21 protein-coding genes and 2 pseudogenes are annotated in these 25540 nt (G+C 45.3%); 21 read left to right on the top strand and 2 right to left on the bottom strand.

Annotated elements, in window-relative coordinates:
* Window positions 1-8: 8 nt before the first annotated feature.
* A complete protein-coding gene (locus NYG90_RS08020) occupies window positions 9-1319 on the bottom strand; it encodes a ComEC/Rec2 family competence protein (protein ID WP_285257504.1) in 1311 nt (436 codons plus the stop codon).
* A 15-nt stretch (window positions 1320-1334) separates the two neighbouring features.
* Window positions 1335-2831, bottom strand: coding sequence for a replicative DNA helicase (gene dnaB, locus NYG90_RS08015; RefSeq protein ID WP_285257503.1), 1497 nt, complete (start codon window positions 2829-2831; stop codon window positions 1335-1337).
* 492 nt (window positions 2832-3323) lie between these two features.
* Here dnaB and NYG90_RS08010 point away from each other — a divergent pair.
* The 21 genes and pseudogenes from NYG90_RS08010 to NYG90_RS07910 form a co-directional block, all read left to right on the top strand.
* A pseudogene (locus NYG90_RS08010) lies at window positions 3324-4379 on the top strand (agmatine deiminase family protein); the annotation flags it as partial.
* Window positions 4380-4399: 20 nt separating this feature from the next.
* Window positions 4400-6937: a carbamoyltransferase HypF gene (gene hypF, locus NYG90_RS08005; RefSeq protein WP_285257502.1), complete on the top strand. Its 2538-nt coding sequence runs from the start codon at window positions 4400-4402 to the stop codon at window positions 6935-6937.
* Window positions 6938-6950: 13 nt separating this feature from the next.
* On the top strand, window positions 6951-8750 hold the full coding sequence (locus tag NYG90_RS08000; protein ID WP_285257501.1) for a M3 family oligoendopeptidase: 1800 nt from the start codon (window positions 6951-6953) through the stop codon (window positions 8748-8750).
* 2 nt (window positions 8751-8752) lie between these two features.
* Window positions 8753-9289 (top strand): hypothetical protein, encoded by a 537-nt coding sequence (locus NYG90_RS07995; RefSeq protein ID WP_285257500.1) that lies wholly within the window; start codon window positions 8753-8755, stop codon window positions 9287-9289.
* A 61-nt stretch (window positions 9290-9350) separates the two neighbouring features.
* A complete protein-coding gene (locus NYG90_RS07990; protein WP_285264923.1) occupies window positions 9351-11015 on the top strand; it encodes a DUF5644 domain-containing protein in 1665 nt (554 codons plus the stop codon).
* Window positions 11016-11023: 8 nt separating this feature from the next.
* The gene (locus NYG90_RS07985; protein ID WP_115011399.1) at window positions 11024-11335 is read left to right on the top strand and encodes a hypothetical protein; all 312 of its coding nucleotides are present in this window, start codon (window positions 11024-11026) and stop codon (window positions 11333-11335) included.
* Window positions 11336-11356: 21 nt separating this feature from the next.
* Window positions 11357-12523 carry a tellurite resistance TerB family protein gene (locus NYG90_RS07980; RefSeq protein ID WP_285257498.1) on the top strand — a complete coding sequence of 389 codons (1167 nt, stop codon included), beginning with the start codon at window positions 11357-11359 and terminating at the stop codon, window positions 12521-12523.
* A 26-nt stretch (window positions 12524-12549) separates the two neighbouring features.
* Entirely contained in the window at window positions 12550-13428 is an 879-nt protein-coding gene (gene glyQ, locus NYG90_RS07975; RefSeq protein ID WP_285257497.1) for a glycine--tRNA ligase subunit alpha, read from the top strand.
* A gap of 22 nt (window positions 13429-13450) precedes the next feature.
* Entirely contained in the window at window positions 13451-15901 is a 2451-nt protein-coding gene (gene hsdR / locus NYG90_RS07970) for an EcoAI/FtnUII family type I restriction enzme subunit R (RefSeq protein ID WP_285264922.1), read from the top strand.
* Window positions 15901-17391, top strand: coding sequence for a class I SAM-dependent DNA methyltransferase (locus NYG90_RS07965; protein ID WP_285264921.1), 1491 nt, complete (start codon window positions 15901-15903; stop codon window positions 17389-17391). The genes hsdR and NYG90_RS07965 overlap by 1 nt, the downstream gene beginning before the upstream one ends.
* A gap of 9 nt (window positions 17392-17400) precedes the next feature.
* A complete protein-coding gene (locus NYG90_RS07960; protein ID WP_285264920.1) occupies window positions 17401-17673 on the top strand; it encodes a hypothetical protein in 273 nt (90 codons plus the stop codon).
* A complete protein-coding gene (locus tag NYG90_RS07955) occupies window positions 17663-17923 on the top strand; it encodes a type II toxin-antitoxin system RelE family toxin (protein WP_213273461.1) in 261 nt (86 codons plus the stop codon). Before NYG90_RS07960 ends, NYG90_RS07955 begins: the two co-directional genes overlap by 11 nt.
* The gene (locus tag NYG90_RS07950) at window positions 17920-19599 is read left to right on the top strand and encodes a restriction endonuclease subunit S (RefSeq protein WP_285264919.1); all 1680 of its coding nucleotides are present in this window, start codon (window positions 17920-17922) and stop codon (window positions 19597-19599) included. Before NYG90_RS07955 ends, NYG90_RS07950 begins: the two co-directional genes overlap by 4 nt.
* Window positions 19600-20005: 406 nt before the next feature.
* The gene (locus NYG90_RS07945) at window positions 20006-20734 is read left to right on the top strand and encodes a Nif3-like dinuclear metal center hexameric protein (protein WP_285257493.1); all 729 of its coding nucleotides are present in this window, start codon (window positions 20006-20008) and stop codon (window positions 20732-20734) included.
* A gap of 8 nt (window positions 20735-20742) precedes the next feature.
* On the top strand, window positions 20743-21447 hold the full coding sequence (locus tag NYG90_RS07940) for a zinc ribbon domain-containing protein (RefSeq protein ID WP_115011389.1): 705 nt from the start codon (window positions 20743-20745) through the stop codon (window positions 21445-21447).
* A gap of 33 nt (window positions 21448-21480) precedes the next feature.
* A complete protein-coding gene (gene waaA, locus NYG90_RS07935; RefSeq protein ID WP_285257492.1) occupies window positions 21481-22764 on the top strand; it encodes a lipid IV(A) 3-deoxy-D-manno-octulosonic acid transferase in 1284 nt (427 codons plus the stop codon).
* Between the two features lie 4 nt (window positions 22765-22768).
* The gene (locus tag NYG90_RS07930) at window positions 22769-23488 is read left to right on the top strand and encodes an RluA family pseudouridine synthase (RefSeq protein ID WP_285257491.1); all 720 of its coding nucleotides are present in this window, start codon (window positions 22769-22771) and stop codon (window positions 23486-23488) included.
* The gene (locus NYG90_RS07925; RefSeq protein WP_285264918.1) at window positions 23457-23963 is read left to right on the top strand and encodes a hypothetical protein; all 507 of its coding nucleotides are present in this window, start codon (window positions 23457-23459) and stop codon (window positions 23961-23963) included. The genes NYG90_RS07930 and NYG90_RS07925 overlap by 32 nt, the downstream gene beginning before the upstream one ends.
* Window positions 23953-24303 carry a hypothetical protein gene (locus NYG90_RS07920; RefSeq protein ID WP_285257489.1) on the top strand — a complete coding sequence of 117 codons (351 nt, stop codon included), beginning with the start codon at window positions 23953-23955 and terminating at the stop codon, window positions 24301-24303. Before NYG90_RS07925 ends, NYG90_RS07920 begins: the two co-directional genes overlap by 11 nt.
* A 14-nt stretch (window positions 24304-24317) precedes the next feature.
* Entirely contained in the window at window positions 24318-25199 is an 882-nt protein-coding gene (gene lgt / locus NYG90_RS07915; RefSeq protein WP_115012310.1) for a prolipoprotein diacylglyceryl transferase, read from the top strand.
* Window positions 25177-25458: pseudogene (locus NYG90_RS07910) on the top strand (DMT family transporter); the annotation flags it as partial. The gene lgt and the pseudogene NYG90_RS07910, both read left to right, overlap by 23 nt.
* Window positions 25459-25540 lie beyond the last annotated feature (82 nt).

Genomic DNA, 25540 nt, shown 5'->3' with positions numbered 1-25540 from the left:
CTGCCAAACTAAGCAAAAGGCATTCCCAAATATAGCCTATATGCACAATACCCATAAAATCCCACCGCCAAACTAAGCAGCGCATAATACCCATAGCGCGTGATCATCGCCAAAGCACTTACCCCCACATACAAGCCCAAAAACCACAGCGGTGTATAAACCTCTATATACGGGATCTGCCACGCAAGCACAACATCTAAAATCCTATCAAACACCCCGCCCAAGCCCACACTATGCAAGCCCACCACAAGCGGGAAAATCACCACAAAAGCAATGCTTATGGGGATTGAGACACATTGATAGAGCGAAAAATATGGGAAAAAGTAATGCACAATAGGCATAATACTCAAAAACACCGCGCAATTAAGCCCTAGAATCTGCACACCTAGCCTAAGCCACGAGCCAGAAATATGGACATAGCGCACAAACAAAAAGATATAAAACACCCCAGCCATTGATAAGATAAACCCACGATTAAACGCCACGCTAGGAAATAGCACCACACACGCCACGCCCACAAATGCCAACATAGCAAAGCTTACAATCTGCAAGCCTGAAATATACAGCACATAGCCCATACACGCCATAACAAACGCCCGCAAAAACGAAGGTGCAAAATCTAGCACAAGCAAATATCCAAAAAGTGCTAGCAGCACAAGCAAGCCTAGGTCATAGATCTCATTGCGATAGCTACAATACCGCCTTTGCACCGCGCGATATAGCGGTGCTAGCAAGGCAAAAAGCACAAAGGAAATGATCCCCAAGTGGAATCCACTAATAGCAAAAATATGCGCTAGCCCTAGCTTATTGCTCACTTCACGCCACGATTTATCTAGCGGCGTGGCAAAAAACAGCGTGCTAAATAAGCTTGCGTGCATAGGATTTGTATGCTGCGTATAAATCGCATCGACTAAAGGCTGCGTATTGTGCCTATTGGGCAGAGTCGCTAGAGAAAAGTTTAAGAAAAAGCAGCTTTGTAAATACTGCACAAAGCTACAATCCCTCCCCATTTTGCCATAGATCCGCACGCTGCGCCCTTGCAGGGGCTTTAGATCTTCTTTAGAAGTGGTGTAGAGTGTATGGGCGTTATATCTAAGCTTTAGCACAAAATATGTCGCGTTGTTTTTGGTCTTTGTATATTGGGCTTGCACGATGGCTTCTAGCTCTTTGGGCGCGGCAAAGGGTAGCTGCAAGTATTGATAATACTCAAGCCCCACACGCCCTAGCAGCAGCACAAACAGCACAAGATATGCTACCACCCACTGCCTAGGCGAAAAAAGCGCGATGACATAAGGTGAGCCTTTGGTCTTTTGCGCCATTTGGTTGGACTATGCTCAAATTGGCACAACTTGCACAGGAGCTACATCTGGAGACACATCGATTTTGGCTTGCGTAGCCTCATAGGGAAGCTCACGCGCCCCACTTGCCACATCTTCAAAGCGGATAAAGGGCTTATTAAATTGGATTCTAATGGTTTTTGTCTCGCCATTGCGGTTTTTAGCGATGATGATTTCTGCTGGCTCGATACTCTTTGTGCGCAGCTCTTCAAGCTTTACTTGGAGCTTTTTTAGACTCTCTCTGTCTTTTTGCTCATCTTTTGGGTTGTTTTGGATTTTTTCTATATTGTTGCGCAGCGTGCTAATGGCATACACATCTTCTCTGTATAAAAACAGCACCACATCGGCATCTTGCTCGATTGATCCTGACTCTCTTAGATCAGAGAGCTGCGGGCGTTTATCCTCCCTAGAATCCACCGCCCTACTCACTTGGGATAGCGCGATGATGGGGATTTCTAAATCCCTTGCAAGCGTCTTTAGCCCGCGCGAGATTTCACTCACCTCCTCGTGTCTTGCACTATCGCTTCTGCCCCCACCACCTCGCATAAGCTGGAGATAATCCACCACAGCGACTTGTAGGCTTGGGACTTGGGATTTAAGCTTGCGCAGCTTGGAGCGTAGCTGGGCTATGGTAAGCGAGCTGCCATCATCGATATAGAGCGATTTTGTAAGGAGCATTTGGGTTGTTTCTGTAAGCTTGCTTAAGCCTATGTCATCGATATTGCCTTGCCGCAAATCCTGCAAGGGGATAGAAGTGAGAGAAGAGAGCATACGAAACATCAGCTGCGTAGCGGGCATTTCTAGGCTAAAGATTGCTACTGCACCGCCGCGATTAAGTGTGTGCTGGATCATATTTAAAAATAGCGTTGTTTTCCCCATAGCAGGGCGTGCGGCGATGATGATAAGCTCGCCTGCGCGAAATCCCGTGGTATAGTCATTAAGCTTAGAAAAGCCCGTATCCACGCCCACAAGACCATTAGAATCGCGCCTTTTCATCTCCTCTATCTCTTGGAGTGTGCTATCAATCACATTGCGCACGCTTTGGAACTCTGTATGCGCACTCTTTGAAGAGATCGCATACATCTCGCGCTCAATCTCATCAAGCAGCACATCACTCTCAATGCTTACATCACTTGTGCGTGCGGCGATCTTGCTCGCAAGAGAGGCGAGCTGGCGTTTGATAGAAGCGGTTTTTATCTCTTTGATATAGGCAGAGACATTGGCGATAGGGCTTGTGGCGATGATATGGGCGAAGTCTTCTTCACTGATTTTGCTAGCTTTGATCCTAGAGGCGACAAACTCGGCATTTATGGGGAGATTTTGGAGCTTTAGCTCTAGGGCTATTTCGATGATCTTTTGATGCTGGGCAAACAAAAAGTCCCCCACCACAAGGCTATCTTGCACTTGTGTAAAAATCTCTTCATCAAACAAAAATGCCGCGATAAGCCCTCGCTCGACATTGAGTAGATACACACTTGTATCATCGTGCTTCATACTTGTCCTTAAGAGTCTAATAAAGAGCAGATTGTAACAAAAGCTTTCCTAGCTTTTTCTTTAAAACCGCGCCAAAAATCGCACCGCGCTTTGCTACAATATCGCCTAATACTTGCCTTGTTTATAAGGAGAATTATGGAGCAAGCTGTCTGTAAAAATAAGGATTCTAGGGGGGATTGGGCTTTGCTTGGGAGGGATTGGGCTTTACTAAAGAAACATCGGCTTGCGCCGAGCGCGTTGCTTGTTTTCTCATCGCAACGCGTAGCTTCTTTAGAAAAAGTGGATTCTAGTGCAAACGCCCTTTTATTGTCATTGCGAGCCTTGCGACAGCAAGGCGTGGCAATCCATACAAATAACACACAAAAAACGCACAACCTAGAATCCACTTTTTTAAACAATGCCGAAAAATCGCCAAGCGTAGCTTTTTTAGAAAACAAGCAACGCGCAGTTTCTTTAGAAAACCAAGCCAAGCACACTGCTCAAAAAAAGTTCAAACTACGACTTAAAGCAGAGTGGGAGCAGCAATCTTCCATCTTACTTGCATTTCCACATACTAGGAGCGATTGGGCAAGCAAGATAGACCAAGCAAGGCAGTGCTTTTTACACATCATAGAATCCATTATCGCCTTTGAGCGCGTGCTTGTGTGCATAGATACGCACGATACACAAGGGCTAGCGGTGCTATGCCAGCACTTTGGCACAGATATACCCCCACTCACGCCCTACACCACATACACACTTACTCCCCACATCACGCTAGCCTTTGTGCCGACAAACGATACTTGGGCGAGAGATTTTGGGGTGATTACCTGTGAAGTAATGGACTCTAAGCAAAACCTCTTGCTAGATTTTCACTTCAACGGCTGGGGGCTAAAATACCCCAGCAATTTTGACAACCAAATCACCAAATCCCTACATCATCTCGGCGCGCTAGGGTCATCTCCGCTAGAGTCGATCCCCTTTATCTTAGAGAGCGGGAGCATTGATACTGATGGCTTAGGCACGATCCTTACTACCACCACCTGCCTGCTAGAGCCAAACCGCAACCCCACCTACACCAAAGCAGAGATACAATCCACCCTCTGCCACACCTTAGGGGCAACGCGCGTGCTATGGCTAGAAAATGGCTTTTTACAAGGCGATGATACTGATAGCCATATCGATATGCTAGCACGCTTCATAGCCCCAGATACGATCGCCTACATTAGCTGCGATGATGAGAGCGACCCTCACTACCACGCCCTGCAAGCAATGGAGCAAGAGATCCTAGCCTTTAGGCAAGCTGATGGTAGCCCTTATACACTCTGCCGCCTGCCTTTTGTGAGCGCGATTTATGATGAGAGTGGCGAGCGGCTGCCTGCTAGCTATGCGAATTTTCTCTTTGTCAATGGTGCGCTGCTTGTGCCGCTCTATAATGACCCAAACGACACGCAAGCCTTGCAGCTGCTCCAAGCAGCCTTGCCTGATAGAGCAGTGCTAGGGGTCAATGCTCGCACGCTCATTGAGTGGCACGGCAGCTTGCATTGCGTGAGTATGCAGCTTTACTGATGTAGCTGTGGTGGTTTGCTATGGTAGTTTTGCGATTTTGCGGAGTGGTGCAGGGCGTGGGATTCCGCCCGCTTGTGTATCGCACTGCCACAGAGCTTGGGCTGTGTGGAGGGGTGTATAACGACCATAGCAATGCCATTGTCCTTATAAGCCCAAAAAAACACCTAAAGCTAAGAGCCATTAAGCCTATGCGCCTTGTCCGCTTCTATCCGTGTGCGACTACCTTGCCGTGTGCGACTGCCTTGCTAGATCCTAGCGCACTAGAATCTAGTATGCGCTTGCTTGATAGCTTGCTCCCTAAGCTCCCTGCGCTTGCTTCCATTAGCCATATTGCTATCTATCCTTTATATAAGGCTTTTTCAATAATCCCAAGCCTAGCTGCTATTGATCTCTCCGCCTTGCAAGCGACATTTCACATTTTGCCCTCGTATCTATCCACACATCTATCCTCTTGCTCGCCTAATCATTTGCCTAATCACTCGCCCAATTCGCCTAGCATTAGCCCCACACTCCCCACTATCCCCACTGATAGCGCGACTTGCAATGACTGCTTGCAAGAGATTTTCTCCCCCACCTCACGCTTCTACCACTACCACCTCTGTGCTTGCACCAACTGCGGCGCGAGATATAGCATTATCGACTCCCTGCCCTATGACAGAGCGCGCACGAGTATGAGAGACTTCCCCTTGTGTGCTGCTTGCAAGCAGGACTTCCGCACGCCAAGCAGCCGCTTCTACCACGCCCAGCCCATTTCGTGCAATGCTTGTAGTATCGAGCTTAGGCTGGTGGATTCTAGGACAAATAGCGTGCTTGCTAGGGATTATGCGGGCATTGAGCTATGCGCTAGGCTTTTGGCTCAAGGGGAGATCGTGTGTATCAAGGGGCTTGGGGGGTTTGCGCTTATTTGCGATAGTGCAAATGAGCAAGCCATAGCGCGCCTAAGAGAGCGCAAAAATCGACCACACAAGCCCTTTGCGATAATGTGTAAAAACTTAGCGCAAGCGCGAGAGCTAGCGGACTTGTGCAAGGAGGAAGAAGATGCGCTTACTTCGCTTGCTGCGCCGATTGTGCTAGCACGCATAAAATCCAAAGCAAAGCCAACGCCAAAACCCCAAAAGCCCGAACTAAACACTATCGGTATTGTGCTTGCCAACACCCCCTTACACCACCTCTTGCTAGATATTTTCCCCAATCCCATCATCTACACAAGTGCCAATCTAGAAAGCCAGCCTATCATCACCACCGCCCAAGAAGCCGCAAGCCTAGCGCATATCACGCCTTATGTGCTAGATATTGACAGAGAGATTTTGCACGGCATTGATGATTCTATCGTGCGTTACATCGACTCGCAAATCCGCCCTATCCGCCTAGCAAGAGGGCAGACCCCACATATCACGCCCCTGCCCTGCACAAACACTGCCCCCCTAGATTCTAGAAGTATCATCGCCCTAGGCGCAGGAGAGAAGATCACCCCCACTCTAGCCACTGCCACACACGCTATCCTAACGCCCTATCTGGGCAGCTTGCAAAGCCCTAAATCTCTAGCGCGTTTAGAAGATAATCTCTCTGTCTTCTTGCCCCATATCCCAGCCCCCACGCTTATCATAAGCGATACACACCCCCGCTTTGAGACAACCACCCTAGCCCACAATCTCGCCAAAGAGCATAGTGCCACACATCTTAGTCTCTATCACCACCACGCCCATCACTGCGCGATCTGGGGCGAAATGGCACGCGATGAAACAGAGCGGATTTTGAGCATTGTATGGGACGGGAGCGGGCTTGGGGCAGATGGGAGTATCTGGGGGGGAGAGTTTTTGCTTGGGGATTGTAGGGAGATTGCGCGAGTGGGGCATTTTATGCCCTTTGCTCTGCTTGGCGGAGAGAGAGCTATCACAGAGCCTAAAAGGATCGCCTATATCCTAGCAAAGTGCGCAGGGCATAGCGCGATGATAGCACGCTATGAGCAGATCTTAGAGCCACCGCTCATCGCCCTAGCAGAGCTAAAGCCACCTGTGGGGCATACGACAAGCTCGGTGGGCAGGCTCATCGATGGCGTGGCGCATTTGCTAGGGCTGGTGGATTCTATCACCTATCAAGGGCAAGCAGGCGCACTGCTAGAATCCATAGCGCAAGAAGCACCTACCAAAGACCCCTATCCCTATACAATCACGCATTCTGGCATTATCCAATGGCAGGAGATGATCGCTGCAATTTGTGATGATGCCCTTGCCCTAGAATCTAGCTTTGCCACCCAAGAATCTACCCTAGAATCCACTTTTGCCACAAAGGCGCATATCGCCTATAAATTTCTCTACACTCTAGCCCATATAGCCAAATCCTTTGCCCTAAGGATCATAGCAGATGGCACACGCGTGGGGCTAAGTGGGGGTGTGTTTCAAAACAAGCTTTTATGCGAGATTTTAGGATCAATGCTAAAAGAAAGCGGCATTACATACAGCTACCACACGCTTGTGCCTTGCAATGATGGGGGTATAGCCTTTGGGCAAGCAATCTTTGCTAGCAGAGTTATGCTACAATATCCCAACCCACGATAAAAAGGCACACCCAATGGCAAAATCAGCAAAACCACAACCCCCGCGCAAGATACAAGAGACCCAGCATAATTGGGACTTAAACGCGCTTTTTGCTAGCATTAAGCAAGCACACGACTATCTTGCTGCGACACATAAGCAAGCTAAAGCGTTCCAAAAGCGCTATCAAAACACCCTTGCCACCCTTAGTGCTAAGGATTTTTATAGCGCATTGCTTGCCTATGAGGAGCTTATCGAGCGCATTAGCAAGGTGATGACCTATGCGTTTTTGGTCTTTGCAGAGGATACAAAAAAGGGCGATATTTACGCCCAATACGAGCTTAAAAGCAATGAAGCTCATAGCTTGCTTGTGTTTTTCGAGCTAGAGTTTTGCGAGCTAGAATCCACAATCCAGCAAGACTTCATCAAGCAGGCAAAAAGCCATAGCTTCTATCTACAAAGCCTTTTACAGCATAAGCCCTACCAGCTCTCCTTAAGTGCCGAGCAAGCATTGATCGCTACTTCAAGTGTGGGCGTGAGTGCCTTTAGCAGGCTCTTTGATGAGCATTTAAGCGCGCTAAAAATCGGCAAGCATAAGCAAAGCGAAGAAGAAGTGCTAGCAGAGCTGCATAATCCCAAACGCACCAAGCGCAAGAGTGCGCAAAAAGCCTTTACTAAAAGTCTCAAAGACTCTAGCCACCTGCTAGGCTATATCCTAAATATGGTGCGCAAAGATGTAGCCATTACCACAAAATTACGCAACTATCCTAGCAAAGAAGCCCCACGCCACCTAAGCAACCACATCAGCCAAGAGAGCGTGGATTCTATGATTGAGACCACAAATAGCAACTTTGCTATCGTGCAAAATTACTACCGCATAAAAGCCGATCTTATGGGGGTAAAGCTTAAAGACTACGACCGATACGCGCCGCTTTTTTCTCGTGCTACAAGTATGGGCTATGATGAAGCTTTAAGGCTTGTTACACAAACTTACAAAGAGTTTTCTAAAGAATTTGGCGCGATCATTGAAAAAGCCTTAGCTGAAGGCTGGGTAAGCTCCCACCCTATGCCAAACAAACGCGGCGGAGCTTTTAGCCACGGCAGCGTGCCTAGCGCACACCCCTATGTGCTGCTAAATTGGACAGGCAATCGCCGCGATGCTTTCACCATAGCCCACGAATTTGGGCACATGATCCACCAAGAGCTAAGCAAAAAAGTCGGCACACTAAGCCACGATACTCCTCTTACCACCGCAGAGACCGCTTCAGTCTTTGGCGAGATGCTGCTCTTTGACCACCTAAAATCCACTTTAAGCAAAAAGGAGCTTTTAGGGATTTATGCCGGTAAGCTAGAAGATATTTTCTCAACACTCTTTCGCCAAGTGGTGATGACAAATTTCGAGCGAGCGATCCACAATGAAGAGGGCGAGCTGCAAGTAGCAGACTTTGATAGAATCTGGCAGGAAGAAAATGCCAAAATGTTTGGCAAAAGTGTCGAGCTTACCAAAAACTATGCGCGGTGGTGGAGCTATATCCCCCACTTTATCCACTCGCCCTTTTACTGCTATGCTTATAGCTATGGGCAGCTGCTTGTGCTAGCTCTCTTTGGGCTGTATAAAAGTGGGCAATGCCCTGACTTTGTAGAGAGATACACGGCATTTCTTGGTGCTGGGGGGAGCAAGTCTCCAAGTGCGCTTATCAAAAGCTTTGGCTTTGATATACAGAGCGAAACATTTTGGGAGATCGGTATGCAAGAAGTGCGATCTATGCTAGAAGAATTTCACGCGCTTTTATGCTCAAGTGGCTACAAAGTGCGCAAGCTAAAATATAAAGGCTAACTATGCAATACACACCCGCGCAAGCATTTGAAATACTCTATGATCACTATTGCACACAAATGCTGACATTTTTGCAGCAAAGCGGCAGGCAATTTGGGCTTTTGTGCGATGCAAGCAAAGTGCGATTTGACCCACCGCTCCCTAAAAGCCAAGCAACAAAGCTTGGCAAGAGCTTAGAGTTTCTCATCTCTGGCAGCACCTTTGACTCCTTAGAAATCCGTCAAGATTCCCTAGGGCAAGTCTCGGTGCATTTTGTCGTAGGGCTAGCCCCTAGGGGTGAAGGCGAGCTTGTAAGCGTGCGTGTGCGAGGGATCCGCCAGATATTTATCAAAGATACTGCGCATGATGATTGCGCGCTTTTTACAAGGGTGGATTCTAGGCTTATCTTCCCTACTGATACTCCAAACCACGATGAGCAAGAGTCTTTTGCAGAAGAGTCTTTCAGCAAAGAAGAGCAGCAATCCCTACAAATAATCTTGCAAAACACCCATAATGCCAAAGTGCTAGCCCAGCTCCAAGGCAATAAACACAACAAATGATCCCAAAAGCCACACAAAGCTATAAAAGGATTGCTATAATACCAACTTCATAGGAGTCAATATGCAGACATTAGAATTATCCATCTTCCGCTTTTGTGCTAAAGAAAGCTATGAATACTACTTCCAAAAATACCCCTTACTCTATGACAGCAATCTCACGCTATTTAGCGCACTTGCAAGCATAGATGGCTTGGGCTTTGACCCATCAATGGGGCTTAGGGTGCAGGGGCTTTGTGTCTTTGATGATGTGCCACTCTATGAGCTCGTGCGCAGATTTGGCAAAGATTTATGCCTTGAGCCATTAAGCCAGAGATATGTGAGCAAGGATCTAGCTCTTGATAAAGAAGCGATGTTTGCACGCTATGGGTGGTTTTTTGACAAGCATAGCTTCATCACTCCAAGCGATCGCTATGAGCTATATCAATACCTTTGGGCAAACACCATTTCCCTACAAAGCGATGAATCCTACTTAGGCGATGGATTTTTCCTCTATGTAGATTGGCTACTTACGCGCTATCCCAAGCACTTTGATACACTTATCCATACTCTAGCTAATGCCCAAAGCGGCGTGATGAGCTACGCACCCGTAGAAGCCCTTATCTATACAAAAAAGCCAAATACCCCCCATATCACACGCACGATCCACTCTCTTATCAGCAAGGTCGCACGCTTTGGGCAATGCCCCGGCTGCGGGAGAGCGTGGATCAATGAGCTAGAATCTATGCGCATACCACCTATCCCAGATTCTGCTATCACAGCCCTAAAAGCCCTAGACCAGCAAGATCACAAAGCTTTCATTGTCTTTGACGCTTATGCAAATTATGAAGCAAAATCCCTTGTCTCTAGCACAAAATCCTTGCTACAAGCACTAGGCTATAAAGTCATTACCCCTAGGGGCAAGCTTCTCCCACTTGGCGGGTATTTTGGGCGTATTCTTGAGCCAAAAGACTTAATCAAGCGCATAGCCTACAATCTCGCCCTTGCCGATAAAGAAAAGGCGGTTTTGGTCTTTGGCGATTGTAGGAGCTACTATGCCGCGCTTTTTGCACAAGATGCGTTGCTAAGAGATCAAGCCTTGCTTGATGAAGTGTGTGCATTATATGGCAAGATAGATTATGATATAAGCCCGGTGCGACATATAAAAGACATCATCTCAAGCGATCAAAGCGAGCTTTGGGGGAGAGATTCTCTCCTAGAGTCTCTTAAGCTTGCAGCCTACCCTAGCACGCTTGCCTTTGATCGTATCGATAATCAGCAGGCGGTGTATGGATTTGATCCTAGCATTATGGCACTACCTAAGAGCGTGTTTAAGCATTTATCAGGACCAAACTTCACGCAAGAAGAGATTATGAACGCAGCCAAAGACCTGCACACACGCTATGTGCCTATCGCAAGCAAGCTAGGTGGCAAGTGGCTAGATATTATAGAGAGCAGGCAGGATTTCTCACATTTACAAACTTACAATTATGAGGGGTATTTGAGAGAGTCCGCTAGAATGCGCTTTGCCGGCATTGATGCAGGGGCAGATGTGCTTGTAGTCTCTAGTCTTGGACTCTTTAGGGCATTTAGCACCCTAGCAAAAACAAGTGCCAAAAGCATAGGGCGAGACCCGAGCGAGACACCTACACTTTTGCTTCCGCAAGCAGCCTTGCTAGCACTAGGTGTCCGCGATGGCTTGGGGCTTTCAGGTGCGACTATGCGCACACTTGATCTAGCACTTGCATAGGGGACTTTGTGAAAATCTTTCTAAAGATCTTGATCGCCTCTCTTATCGCTGGCACTTGGCACCAGATTGATAACGAATCAGCCGGTGTAGCGATCGTGCTATTTCTCTTTGTCCTAGCGGTGCTTTTGATGAATCCTGTCAAATTCCAATCCCCAGAAAAGCGCGAAGAATACATCGAGAAAATCCGCAAGCAAAAGGAGCAAAAACTCGCCATAATCCAAAAGCAAAAAGAAGAGCGCGCACGACTAAAAAAAGAAAAGCAAGACCGAGAAGCCCAAGAGCAAAAAGAATTTCACGCGCGAATGAAAAACCGATCCTAAACCACACCACAAAGGACTATTATGAGTATTTTACTATTGATTCTTGCCGGCGTTGTAGTGTATTATCTATACATTACCCTACAAGATTATCTCAAAAACCCACTACAATCCCCCACCCAAGAGCCAAAGCCCTCTTCCCCCTATCCACTAGAATCCACCCCCTACACCGCCCAAGACCCAGCCCAAAAGCTGCAAGACTCCTATGAGGGTGCTAGCATAACCCTGCTAGCCTACATCTTGCAAGCAGGAGTGCGCAAGCAAGCAAAGCCCACAAGCAAGCAAGACTCTAGCCCACTAGAATCCACTTTTACGCCTTTGCAAATAGGACTTGTAGAAGAGTTTATCCGCTCTTTGTCTCTCCACGCCACGAAGCCAGAATACGAGCAGAATCTACGCGATTTACTCACCCACTATGCCCCTGCCTACCTATCCCACACCCCACCGCTAAACACCCCAAAGACGCGATCTAGCCTAGATTTTAGCACCCTAGAGCAGCCTAGTATCGCTCATCTTGCCGAAATCTTTTTAGACCATACTTATGGCGAGTATAAGAAGCGGCTGCAGTTTGTGGGATTTATCTTAATGCTTGCGTGGAGTGATAAGGACTTAAACCACGATGAGCAAGACATTATCCTAGATATAGCGGCGTTTTTGGAGATTGATAATACTGATTTTAATGCCCTGTATGCAAGCTTTGAGACCTTAGAATCCAGCAGCGATGAAGCCCTGCTAGCACAAAGCGCAAAAGCCCTAGAGCAGCTATGGAGCGAGCAAAAGGAGCAAGATCAAGCAAGCTTGCAGCAAGTCTTCTTCACGCATATCCAAAAGCTCTGTGCCAATGCACGCAAAAAGGACAAACCTCAAGCCGAGCTTCTGCCGACACTTTGGGCGTGCGAGCAAGCCTATACAGACATATTGCAGCAGCTAGGATCTAGCGCAAAATCCCGCACACCCAAAGCTTCTAAATCCTCCAAAAGTAGTGATAAAAGTAGCGACAAGGTGGATTCTACCCCCAAATCTGCCCGCCTAGGAAAAAATGTGGATTCTAGCCTAGAATCCACATTTGCCCCCAAATCTAGCTCTAAAGATTCTAGCCCCACAGAAGCAAAAATGGATTCTGCGGATTCTATGGAATCCACCACACCCCAAAGCACCAAAAAGCGCGATAGCAGCTGGGATAATATCTAGCCCCAATCTAGCCCAAAAGGATCACTATGGCATTTAGCTTTTCTACGATTATTTTGCGCTTGCAGGAGTTCTGGGCGCAGCAGGGCTGCGTGATTGTCCAGCCCTATGATATTCCAGCAGGGGCGGGGACTTTCCACCCAGCCACTTTACTACGCTCGCTAGATTCTACCCCGTGGAGTGTGGCGTATGTCGCGCCCTCGCGCCGCCCAAGTGATGGACGCTATGGGGAGAATCCAAACCGCCTAGGCAGCTACTATCAATTCCAAGTGCTTATCAAGCCAAGTCCTAGCAATATCCAACGCCTCTACCTTGCCTCACTAGAGCTGCTAGGGATTGATAACACAATCCACGATATACGCTTTGTGGAGGATAATTGGGAGTCGCCCACACTTGGGGCGTGGGGGCTTGGCTGGGAAGTGTGGCTTGATGGTATGGAAGTTACGCAATTTACCTATTTTCAGCAAGTGGGGGGGATTGTGTGTGAGCCTGTGGCAGTGGAGATCACCTATGGGCTAGAGCGGCTTGCGATGTATATCCAAGGAGTAGAATCCATTTTTGACATTGCGTGGAATGATAGTGGCGTGCGCTATAAAGATGTGCATTTGCAGGGTGAGTATGAGTTCTCACGCTATCATTTTGAGGTCGCTAGCGTACCAATGCTCTTTGATCTCTTTGCCAAAGCCCAAGATGAAGCTAGAGCCTGCCTAGCTGCCAAGCTCCCACTGCCTGCCTATGACTGCGTAATGCTCTCTTCGCATTATTTTAATATCCTTTTAGCGCGCAAGGCGATTTCTGTAACCGAGCGGCAAAGCTATGTGCTAAAAATCCGCGAGCTTGCTAAAGAATGCGCCCTACTCTACAAAGAGCAAGAAAGCGAGCGTATAGAGAGGCTAGCCAAGTCATAACCCCCTGTCCCAAAGGATTCTAATGCCAAGCCACAATCAAAGCCAAAACCTTAGCGAAGAAGACACCAAAAAGCGTTATATTGAACCTGCTTTAAGCAAGGCAAACTGGGATTTTGAATCCATTAAAATGGAATATGGAGTAAAAGCTAAAGATTATAAGTTTAGCGAAGGCAAGATTGACATCAAAACAGGCAAAAGAGATAAAAGCACTATAAAAAAGGCTGATTATGTGCTTTTTCACAATGGAATTGCCCTTGCAGTGTTAGAAGCAAAAGCCTATAAATACGAAGATAGCGAGGGGATAGAACAAGCGAAAGACTATGCCAAAGCACTTAAAGCCCCCTTTGCCTTTTCTAGTAGTGGTAAAGGCTTTGTAAAATACACGCTTACAAAAGATTTTAAAGGAGTAACAAAAGAGAATTTACCCCTTAATGCTTTCCCAAGCCCGGGGAAGCTTTATGAAGCCTACAAAAAGTGGCAAAATCTCACAAATGACAATCTTTTACAAACGCATTGTGATTTAAGCCAAACAACACCGCGTTACTATCAAAATAACGCCATAAATGCCGCCCTAATCGCCGCACAAAAAGGACAAAGCAGAATCCTACTCGTCCTTGCCACAGGCACAGGCAAAACTCTCATCGCCTATCAAATCGCCCATCGCCTTTTTAACCAAATCTTGCCAAATGGCAAAAAGATAGAGAAAATTCTTTATCTAGCTGATAGAAATGAGCTTATAAACACTGACACAACAGATAAATTTAAAAGCTTTGCCAAAGGCATTTATAAGATAGAAAATCGTAATTTTAAAAGCGGATATAGTTTGTATTTTGGAATCTATCAGCAGTTTATCAGCGGTAGCGAAGAAAATAATGATAAAGTAGAGCATTATAAAGCCTTAGATAAAGACTTTTTTGACCTTATTTTTATTGATGAGTGCCACAGGGGCAGTGCTAGGGCGGATTCTACTTGGCGTGAGATTTTGGAGTATTTTAGCTCCGCATTGCAAATTGGTATGACTGCCACACCTAAATACAATAAAGAGCAAAGAGAGAGCCAAGAAGCAGGCGAGTTAGAAGCAAGAGAAGATGATAATATAGACTATTTCGGTGAGCCAGTGTATCAATACAGCTTACAACAAGGCATAGATGATGGCTATCTAGCCCCTTTTTCTATAATAGAAAATTTATCAAATATAGAAATGCAAGGCTACACACCAGAGCTAGGAAAGCTTGATGAAGAGGGCAGAGAAATCCCGCAAGAGACTTTTAACTCCCCAGATTTTAACCGCACAATTTACCTAAAACCTCAAATCCGCTTCGTTGCCAAAGAAGTGAGCAAATTTTTGCACCATACTCTAAAAAATCCTTACGCTAAAACTATCATTTTCTGCGAAGATCAACGCCACGCCCTTTTGATGAAAGATGCCTTGCAAGATGAAAACAAGCAAGAAGTGGCAAAAGATTCTAACTACATCACACGCATAACAAGCGATGACAATTTAGGCAAAGCCCTGCTAGATAATTTTAAAAGCGTAAGCAAACGCTATCCAGTCATCGCCACGACTTCCCAGCTTTTAAGCACGGGGGTAGATACGCAAATGGTGCAAGTTATAGTCATTGATAAAATTGTGCGTGATAAAAGCCTATTTAAGCAAATGATAGGGCGAGGCACAAGGCTTAATGAAGTTTTAGAATCTAGGGGCAAAACACATTTTTATGTGCTAGATTTCAAAGGTATTGCAAGGGATTTTTTAAACGACCCTGACTTTGATGGCGAGGTGGAGTTTATCGGCACAGATGAGGTAAGAGAGCGAGAGAAAAAGCCAGAAAGCACAGACAAAGAGAATAAAATAGAGCCTAACGACCTGCCACCAGATATAAAAGACCCACCACCGATAAAGCACACCATAGACGGCGAAGAGATAGAAATCTACACACAAGACAAATCCGTCATCATTTTACGCAATGTTAATGGCGTTTTGACACCCATCACGCAAAGCCTAGAATCCTTTAGCGGTGAAAAACTTCAAAATACTAAAGCTTTTGAATCCTACCTCAAGACTTTACGCACAGGCGATAAAGCCACGCGTGAAGAGCTTTTAAGTATGCTTGAAGAAAAGGGCATTTTTATCCAAGAATTAGGGCAAATGGATAAATTTAAAAACTGCGATGAATTTGACATTTTACTCTCCCTTGCCAAAGGCAGTCCTGCTCTAAGTCGCACACAAAGAGCAAAAAAGGCAAACCGCTTTCTAGCAGAGCTTGAGCCAAAGGCTAAAGAGCTTTTAGAACTCTTGCTTGAGAAATACGCACAAGGGGGTATTGATGAGCTAGATTCTAGCGTGTTTGTCAATGAGCCTTTTGCTTCAAAGTATAATCTCACCACAATCGCACAGATTTTTAAAGAATATGGCGGAGTAAATGCCGTGCTGCAAAATCTTAAAAACGCACTTTATGAGGAGGTAAGCTAATGCTAAATATCAAAAAACTTCAAAACATTATGCGTCAAGACGCAGGAGTTAATGGCGATGCACAAAGAATGGAGCAAATCGCGTGGATTTTATTCCTAAAGCTTTATGATTATTATGAAAGAGAATGGACTGCCCTAAATGAGATGAACGGCACGGAGTATCACTCTATAATCCCCGAGCATTTGCGTTGGGAGTCTTGGGCGATAGGGCAGAAGTCCCCCACAGGCGAACCTTTACTCACATTTATCAATAATGAGCTTTTTCCCACGCTAAAAGCCTTAAACATCACAGAATCTACCCCGCTCAATCAATCCATCGTGCGAAATGTTTTTGAAGATTTAAACAACTATATGAAAGACGGCTATCTTTTACGCGAAGTGATAAACGAGATAGAATCTAGCCTTAAGATTCACAATAGACAAGATTTTAAAGAGCTTTGCAAAGTCTATGAAAGCTTTTTAAAAACCTTGCAAAGTGCAGGAAATGCCGGCGAGTTTTACACACCGCGTGCCGTTACAGAATTTATGGTAGAAATGCTTAGCCCAAAGTTAGGCGAGAGTGTAGCCGATTTAGCTTGTGGGACAGGGGGCTTTCTTATATCTGCGGCACATTTTTTAGAAAAGCAAGTAAGTTTAACAAGCGATAGAAAAGTCTTTGAAACAAGCTTTTATGGTTGTGAGAAAAAGTCCTTGCCCTATCTACTTTGTGCGACAAATTTACTCATTAACGGCATAGAAAATCCAAACCTAAAGCACGGCAATGCCTTTGATTTTAGCAATTTTGAAGACTTTGATATAAATCTTACAAAATACCCCAAATTTGACATCATCTTAATGAATCCCCCTTATGGTGGTAATGAGCGTGGTAATGATATTAAACATTTCCCCCAAGAATACAAAAGCAGTGAAACGGCAGATTTATTTATGGCTCTCATTTTGCACCGACTATCTTTCAAAGGCAAAGCCGCAGTCGTGCTGCCTGATGGCTTTTTATTTGGTGCTGATAATGCAAAAGTCAATCTCAAAAGAAAGCTTTTAAGTGATTTTAATCTCTATCTTATCTTGCGTTTGCCTAAAAGCGTTTTTGCCCCTTACACTTCTATCCCCACAAATTTACTTTTTTTCAACGCTGATAAAGGCGGCACGGAAAAGACGCATTTCTACCGCCTTGATATGCCAGAGGGTATAAAATCTTTTGGCAAAACAAAGCAAATGAGCCTAGAGCATTTCACGCCCTTTTTAGCGTGGTGGCAGAGCGGCAAAGAAGCCTTACAAGATGAAAGTGGGAATTTCAAGGCTAAGTCCTACACCAAAGAAGAACTTGAATCTAGGAATTATAATTTTGACTTATGCGGCTATGTGAGCGAAGAAGAAGAGATACTAGACCCCCTAGAGCTTATGGAGCAGATCAAAGCCGAGAGAGATAAGCTAAACGCCACGCTAGATTCCATAATGAAGCAAATTTCTACTATAATTAAAGAAAACGAATAAGGAGAAACTATGCTGCTAGAAGTGAGTATTGACAAACACAACAAAGACGCCATAATTTCAGCGATAAACCTTATCAAAGGCGTGGAGCTTGTAGAAGTGCTAACACAAGCAGATGACTATGATGACACCATTATGACAAAAGAGGATTATGAAGCGTGGGTAGAGGCGCGTAAGGACTTAGCAGAGGGCAAAACCATAAGCCACGAAGAGCTAAAAAGGCTTGTAAGCCAAGAAAATAAAAGGAGAAATACAACAGAGCAAGGCATACAAAATGCCCTATAACATAGAGTATCACAAGGATTTTATAAAGTTTTTAAAAAAGCACCAAGACATACAAGCCAAAGTTTTTGAAAGCTTTGAGACAATCGCGCAAAATCCTTATGAAGCGAAGCTAGATATTAAAAAACTGCAAGGCAAAGCAAACCACTACCGCCTAAGAATTAGCAAATACCGCTTTTTATACGAAGTGCTTGAAAGCGAGATTTTAATCTATGCTTATAAGGCAGACTCAAGGGGCGATATTTACAAATGAAAACAGATACCTTAAAAAAGTCCTTGCTAGACTATGCTATTAAGGGAAGCTTGACTGCGAAATTCCGCCGTGAAAATAATGGGCTTAACGCCTTTGATGAGCTTGAAATTTATAACGATAACATAAAGCAAAAACGCAAAAATTTAGAAAAGAAGCTCAAAATTTGTGAAAAAGAATTAAAGCTTGAAAAAGACAAAGAGCAAAAAGCTTTTTTAAAATCTCAAATTCAAATGCTAAAAAAAGAGCTTACAAAATGCAAGGAAATCACGCCGTTAAACCTTAGCGAAGCCCCCTTTACTATCCCAAATTCTTGGGCGTGGGTCAAACTCGGGGATATTTGTGAGATAGTGAGCGGAGGCACACCTTCAAGGGATAAAATAGAATATTGGCACAACGGCACAATCCCGTGGGTAAAAATAGCCGATGTGAAAAATAATGTCGTCAATCAAACGCAAGAATTTATCACGGAATTAGGACTTGAAAATTCATCGGCAAAAATTTTTAAAAAAGGCACTTTGCTTTATACGATATTTGCAACGCTTGGTGAAACTGCAATTTTAAATATAGATGCGGCGACAAATCAAGCCATAGCCGCCCTTATAGAAACTTATGACTATGATACTAAGTTTTTAATGTATTGTTTAATGTCTATGAAAGATTATGTTAATAGTTTGGGCAGGGGTGTTGCACAAAATAATATTAATCAAACAATGTTAAAAAATTTCACTATCCCCCTGCCGCCGTTAAAGGAACAGCAAGAAATTGTCAAAAAACTTGATTTGCTCGTTTCACTCGCAAATGATTTTGCTATGACTAAAGAGAATTTAAAGAGAATTGAAAAGAGAATTGAAAAGAGTTTGCTCAAACTTGCCCTAGAGGGCAGTTTAAGCAAACTTTATCGCAGAAGCTCCCCTACACTCTCCGCCTTTGATGAAATCAGCACTTACAACGATAACATAAAGCAAAAACGCAAAGATTTAGAAAAGAAGCTCAAAATTTGTGAAAAAGAATTAAAGCTTGAAAAAGACAAGGATAAAAAAGCCTTTTTGAAATCCCAAATTCAAATTTTAAAAAAAGAAATTGCAAAATGCAAAGAAATCACGCCGTTAAACTTTAGCGAAGCCCCCTTTACTATCCCAAATTCTTGGGCGTGGGTCAAACTTGGGGATATTTGTGAGATGAAAAAAGGTCCCTTTGGGAGTGCAATTACAAAAGATATGTTTATCCCAAATGGAAATAATGCAGTAAAAATATACGAGCAAAAAAATGCTATTCAAAAGAGCGAAACTCTAGGGGAATACTATATTTCATTAGAACATTTTGAAAAACTAAAGCAATTTGAAGTTTTTGAAAATGACATTATTGTAAGTTGTGCGGGGACGATAGGCGAAATTTTTAGAATTCCAAAAAATGCACCGAAAGGAATTATCAATCAAGCCTTAATGAAAATCAAGCTAGTCAATGAAGAGTGGATACCATATTTTATGATTTTTTTTGATTTTCTTATTAAGCAAAAATCTCAAGAAAACAGCAAAGGTTCAGCTATTAAAAATATTCCACCGCTAGATATTTTAAAAAACTTCACTATCCCCCTGCCGCCACTCCAAGAGCAAGAACATATCACTCAAATTTTAGACACCCTTTTCACACTCAAAAAGGGCTTAAGGATGGAGTAGCCCTAGAATCCACTTTTTGAAAAAGTGGATTCTAGTATGGATTACTAAAGAAGCTACGCTTTGTATTTTTGTCTGCAATTTAAAAAAGTGGATTCTAGGAGTGCGATATAATGCAAAACGATTCTAAGTAGGCTTGTTTCTCTTGCGGTAGTATTGGGCTAGAATCCATTTCTTTTGTGGATTGCCACGCCACTGCTTCGCAGTGTCTCGCAATGACAAAAAAAGGGCTTCTTCAAAAAGCCTGTTTTATCTCACACGATTCTAGGGATTGTGGTGGGGCTGTGGGTGTTTTTTGCAAATTTTGGGCGGGAGTTACCTAAGCGGTAATGACCGCCCGAAATTTGCAAAATCACGCGCATTGCCCACCCAAGACTGAATCGACAAAACCACAAAAGGAGTTTTCTCAATGTATATCAGCGAAATTTACACCCTACTAGATAGCCTAAGCCCCTTCAGCCTGCAAGCAAGCTGGGATAACTCTGGGCTAAATATCGGCACAATGGGGCAAAAGGTGGATTCTATCGCGCTGGCTTTAGAGCTAGACTCTACTATGGCGCAACATTTAGAGCCAAACACCTTGCTAATCACCCACCACCCGCTCATATTCTCCCCTCTAAAGTCCCTAGACACCGCCACCTACCCTGCCAATCTCATCGCCACACTTATGCAGAAAAACTGCGCCCTCATCGCTATGCATACAAACTTTGACCTCACGCATTTAAACGCGCATTTTGCTAGAGAGATCCTAGGCTTTGCCACCACAGAGCAAGGCATAGCCCAGCACTGCCAGATCGCGCCCACACCGCTGCTAGAGCTTGCTAAATCGTGCAAAAAGGCTCTATCCCTAGAGCATATCCGCTTCGTGCAAGCAGAGCAGAATATAGAGCATATTTATATCGTGTGTGGCTCTGGGGCAAGCTACGCTAGGGAGATCACCACGCCACATAGCTGCCTAATCTGCGGCGATGTGAAATACCACGATGCGATGATTGGCAAAAGCAATGGACTAAGCTTCATCGATGTGGGGCATTATGAGAGCGAGAGAGAATTTACAAAAATCCTGCAAAGCCTTTTGAAAATTAAGAATCTCAGTGCTACAATACTGCCTAACTTTTCCCCATTTTCTTACCTATAAGGACTTTTATGAATAAACATTTGCAACAGCTCATACAAATCGCGCAGATTGATACAGAATCTGATGCACTTGTGCCTGTAATGCAGGAGAAACGCGCCAATCTCGACAAGCTCCTAGCCCAGAAGCTAGAGCTTATCGCTAGCCAATCTCGCTCCAGTGAAGAAAAGGAAGCCCTAGCCATAGCCATAGAGCGCAACGAAGCCAATATCACAGACAACAACGCCAAGCTAGAAGCTATCTCCCAGCGCATTAAAGATGGCTGCTCTGACAGAGAAGCACGCGGACTTGCCATTGAAGAAGACCTAGCAAAAGAGCAGCTAAAGCACGCAAACAACGAAATAGCGCGTCTAAATAAAGAGCTAGAATCCTACGCGCCAAAAGAGCAAGAGATCGCCCAGCAATTAGTCGAGCTAGAATCACAAATCGCCCAAGAGCAGCAAAAAGTCGATGGAGAGATAGAAGAGATCAAGCAATCCCAGCAAGCTATTTTTGCCAAGAAAGAAAAGTGCATAACTGCTATGGATCAAAATATCATCGCCTTTTATGAAAAGATCCGCAAATGGGCGAAAAACTCTAGTGTCGTGCCTATCAAACGCCACGCCTGTGGCGGCTGCTTCATCAAGCTAAATGACAAGCTTTTAAGCGATATTTCTCATAGTGCTGATATTATCACCTGCCCACATTGTGGCAGGATCCTCTACCTAGAATCCTAAATCGTGCAGACAGCCAAGCCTAAGTGTGCGTATATGGCTATTTGGCTATATCGCGTGCTTTGTGGTGCGGCGTGGATCCTACTTGCTCTGCCGCTACTCTACCTTAGCACCAAGCCCAAATACCGCCGCTCTATCCCTGCGCGATTTTTCCCATTTGTGCGCGTTTTTACCCCAAGATCTAGCGGATTTTGCAAGGATTTTTGTCCGCATATTTGGCTGCACGCCTGCTCCTTTGGCGAGATCAAATCCCTAGAGCCAATCATACAAGCCCTAGCAACCCCCACGCGCAATATCTTGCTCACCACCACCACGCAGACAGGCTTTGACCTAGCCCAAAGTAGCTATACGAGTGAGCCTACAATCCGCGTGGAGTTCCTGCCTTTTGAGATATTCCTGCCCTTTTATGCCCGCCGCCTAAAACAGCTGCAAGCCCTTGTGGTTACCGAAGCGGAGCTATGGCTAGAGCTTTTTCACACTGCTAAGGCACTAGGCGCGCAGACTTTACTCATAAACGCGAGAATCTCCACGCGCTCCTATCCTAAATACCGCCGTTTCCGTGCGTTTTATCGCGTGCTTTTTAGCTATATTGATAGAGTCTTTGCCCAAACTCAAGCTGACACAGATCGCCTAAGCACCTTGGGAGCGCGCAATATCCACATCTTTGGGAATCTCAAGCTGCTAAGCCCCATTCACATAAGCCACACTTACCCTAAGCCCAAAAATCGCCTAGTGATTGTCGCTGCCTCTACGCATAGGGGGGAGGAAGAGCTGGTGCTGCAAGCCTTTAGCGCGTTAAAAAAAGTGGATTCTAGCAAAATGGATTCGGCTTGTGGGCTAGAATCGCCCAAAACGCAAAAAATGGATTCTAGCCTACTAATCCTAGCCCCTCGCCACCCCGAACGCTTTGATGAAGTAAGCACATTGCTAGAATCTAGCGATTTTAGCTTCACGCGATTCTCCCAGAGCGATCTCACACACTGCCCACCAAGCGATATACAAGTCATCTTGCTTGACACCCTAGGCGAGCTAAACAACTGCTATGTCATAGCAGATATAGTGATTTTAGGCGGTGCATTTGTCCCAGCAGGCGGGCATAATCCCCTTGAGCCGGCATTTTTTGGCACTAAGCTTATCAGCGGCGAAGCGATATTTAATCAAGAAGCCCTTTTTGCCTGCATTGATGGCTACACCTTATGCAAGCCAAGCGAGCTGGAATCCACCCTCCTAGCCCACCAAAGCCTACCGCACAGCTCCTACAAGCACGCACAAGCAAGCCTCTCCACGCTTATCCAAGCAATCACCACGCACAAGGACTAGCCAAATGGAAAAAGCCTACAAACTCCTAAGCCTGCAAAAACACATCTCCCACAAAAAAGCAAAATCCCTCATTGATGATGGGCTTGTAAGTGCCAATGGCAGAAAGCTCACCCTAGCACGCGCCCTGCTAGATCCTAAGACAAACTTCCAGATCCAAGACATCGCGCCAATTAGCATAATCGCGCAAAGGGGGGATTTGCTTGTGGTAAATAAGCCAGCATTTTTAGAAAGCTATGCGATACAAGCGCGATTTCAAGGCTATGAGCTACTCCACAGACTCGATAAAGAAACAAGCGGTGTGCTACTGCTAGCTAAGAGCCAGAGTCAAACAGCCCTAGAGATTATCAACGCCTTTAAAGCACGCAAGGTGGAGAAGATCTACTACGCGCTTGTGAGTGGCATTGTCCCAGAGAGTGCGACTATCAACGCCCCAATCCTTACCAAAAAGGGCAAGAGTGCTAAAAGCAAAGTGCATAAAGATGGGCTAGAAGCCCTAACCCACATCGCCCCAGAATCCATTATAGGCAAAAAGACCTTGCTACGCGTGCAGATAGAAACAGGCAGGACACATCAAATCCGCGTGCATTTAGCCCATATAGGACACCCGATCATCGGCGATACACTCTATGGCGGTGCAAATGCTCCTAGGCTTATGCTGCATTCAAGCCGCATTTGTGTGCTTGGAGAGAGCTTTGAAGCCCCGCTGCCCTTTAGCCTTTGCTAGCTTAGAGTCCGCGCTAGAATCCACTATCTCACCCATCGCACCAAAGTGGCGAGATAGCGTGTATCTCCTGCTTTTTGAGCTAGGCACAAATATCCTAAAATACGGGCTATGCGATCTTTATGCCCCCACACTGCATATACACAAAACACCCCCAGCCCCACCGCCACACACCCTGCTAATCACCACGCATATTTGCGATCGCCAGAGATTGCATCTAAGCTTTTGCTACTCCGTTACTATCAAGGCATTTTGCTACCCCAAGGGCAAGCCATCTGCCTACACACGCCCTCTTATATGCCTGCATACATCTAAGCAGCCTAGCCCCCTAGGATCCACCCACCACCACAATCTAGGACACAAGCTCATTAAACGATATGCGGAAATTTTCTGCTACAATGCACCACGATTTACGATCATCTCCGCACAATATCGCACTATATCAATGGTAATCAAAGGACAATATCTTGCAATTTAGCACCGCAAAAAGAAATGATATTTTATATCTGTGCTCTCAAGGGCGCGTGAAGACTTATGAAGATTATCTGGAGTTTGCCAACAAGCTTGATAAGCTTATCGCCACGCATATAAAAGTGGATTCTAGGGATTTTAGCCAATGGCGCATTATGCTGCTTGATGCCTTTCCTTTCAATACCTATGCCCTAGGGCATTTGCTACGCCTAAAGCTCTATAATAACTATGACTTTAGCCTTGGCACAAACAACTACCACTTGCTTGAGCTACTAGAATCTGTGGAGTTTGACAAGATATTTGCCATTAGTGTCGAGCACGATCCGCGCAACTACAAAAACTCATAAGGACTACAATGGAGATGCAATATAGCCTGTGGAATACAATCTATGCGCATTTTGATCCTGTGGCATTTAGCATATTTGGCGCAAGCGTGCATTGGTATGGGATCGCGTATGTATGTGCGCTTATTTTCGCGCTTTTTGTCGCGCACTTTTTTATCCGCATAAATCCCACGCGCTTCCCCATATCAAAGCAGCTTTTAGATAGCTATTTTATCTGGGCAGAAATTGGCGTGATTTTGGGGGCTAGGCTTGGCTATGTGCTTATCTACGATCCCGATAGATTCTGGTATTTAGCCCACCCGATAGAGATTTTTAACCCCTTTGATCCGTATGGGAATTTTATCGGTATCCGCGGTATGAGCTTCCACGGCGGGGTGGTGGGATTCTTGCTAGCATCATATATCTTTGCCAAAATCAAGCATATATCCCTACTACCCTTGCTAGATCTAGTCGCTATAAGTGTGCCACTAGCATATGTGTTTGGGCGTGTGGGGAATTTCTTAAACCAAGAGCTTTTTGGGCGAGTGGTGGGAGAAAATGACATCTTTGGGCAAAAAATTGGGATTATAGTCAATGGTGTGCTACGCTACCCTAGCCAGCTACTAGAAGCTATCCTTGAAGGGTTTGTGGTGTTTATAATCATCGTGCTATGCTCTACATACAAGCCTCTTACTAATGCGCTTATTGGCGTCTATGGGGTGAGCTATGGGCTTATGCGCTTTATCGCGGAGTATTGGAGGGAGCCTGATGCGCAGCTAGGGCTTTTTGGCTCTTTGAGTATGGGGCAGATTCTATGCTTGATAATGATTGCCCTAGGGGCGTTAATCATCTTCTACGCGCTAAAAAACAACTCACTAAAAACCAAAGGAGCGTGCAATGCTAGCAACAATCAATCCTAAACTTCTAGCGTGGCTATGGCTGGTGCTGGCTATCATCACAGAGGTGCTAGGCTCTAGCTTTTTGAAACTCGCCCAAAGTATGAGCTATGGCTTTTTGGTTACAGCATTTTTCATCTGTGTGTCTTACTACTTCATTGGGCTTGCCATTAAGCAAATCAGCGTAAGCGTGGCGTATGCGATGTGGGAAGTGCTGGGGGTTATATGTATTGTTTTGATTGGGATTTGGTATTTTGATGAGAATCTAGCTTTGGTGCAGTATGCGGGGATTGTGTGTGCGGTGGTAGGGATCTTGCTCATCAACTTCGGCGAGGTTAGCGATGAGGATTCGGCTTTGCGCGATA

It is taken from the genome of Helicobacter zhangjianzhongii (assembly GCF_030249855.1).
GTDB lineage: Bacteria > Campylobacterota > Campylobacteria > Campylobacterales > Helicobacteraceae > Helicobacter_B > Helicobacter_B zhangjianzhongii.
The sequence above is the reverse complement of the archived record's forward strand: the minus strand, read 5'-3'. Positions and strand labels throughout refer to the sequence as shown.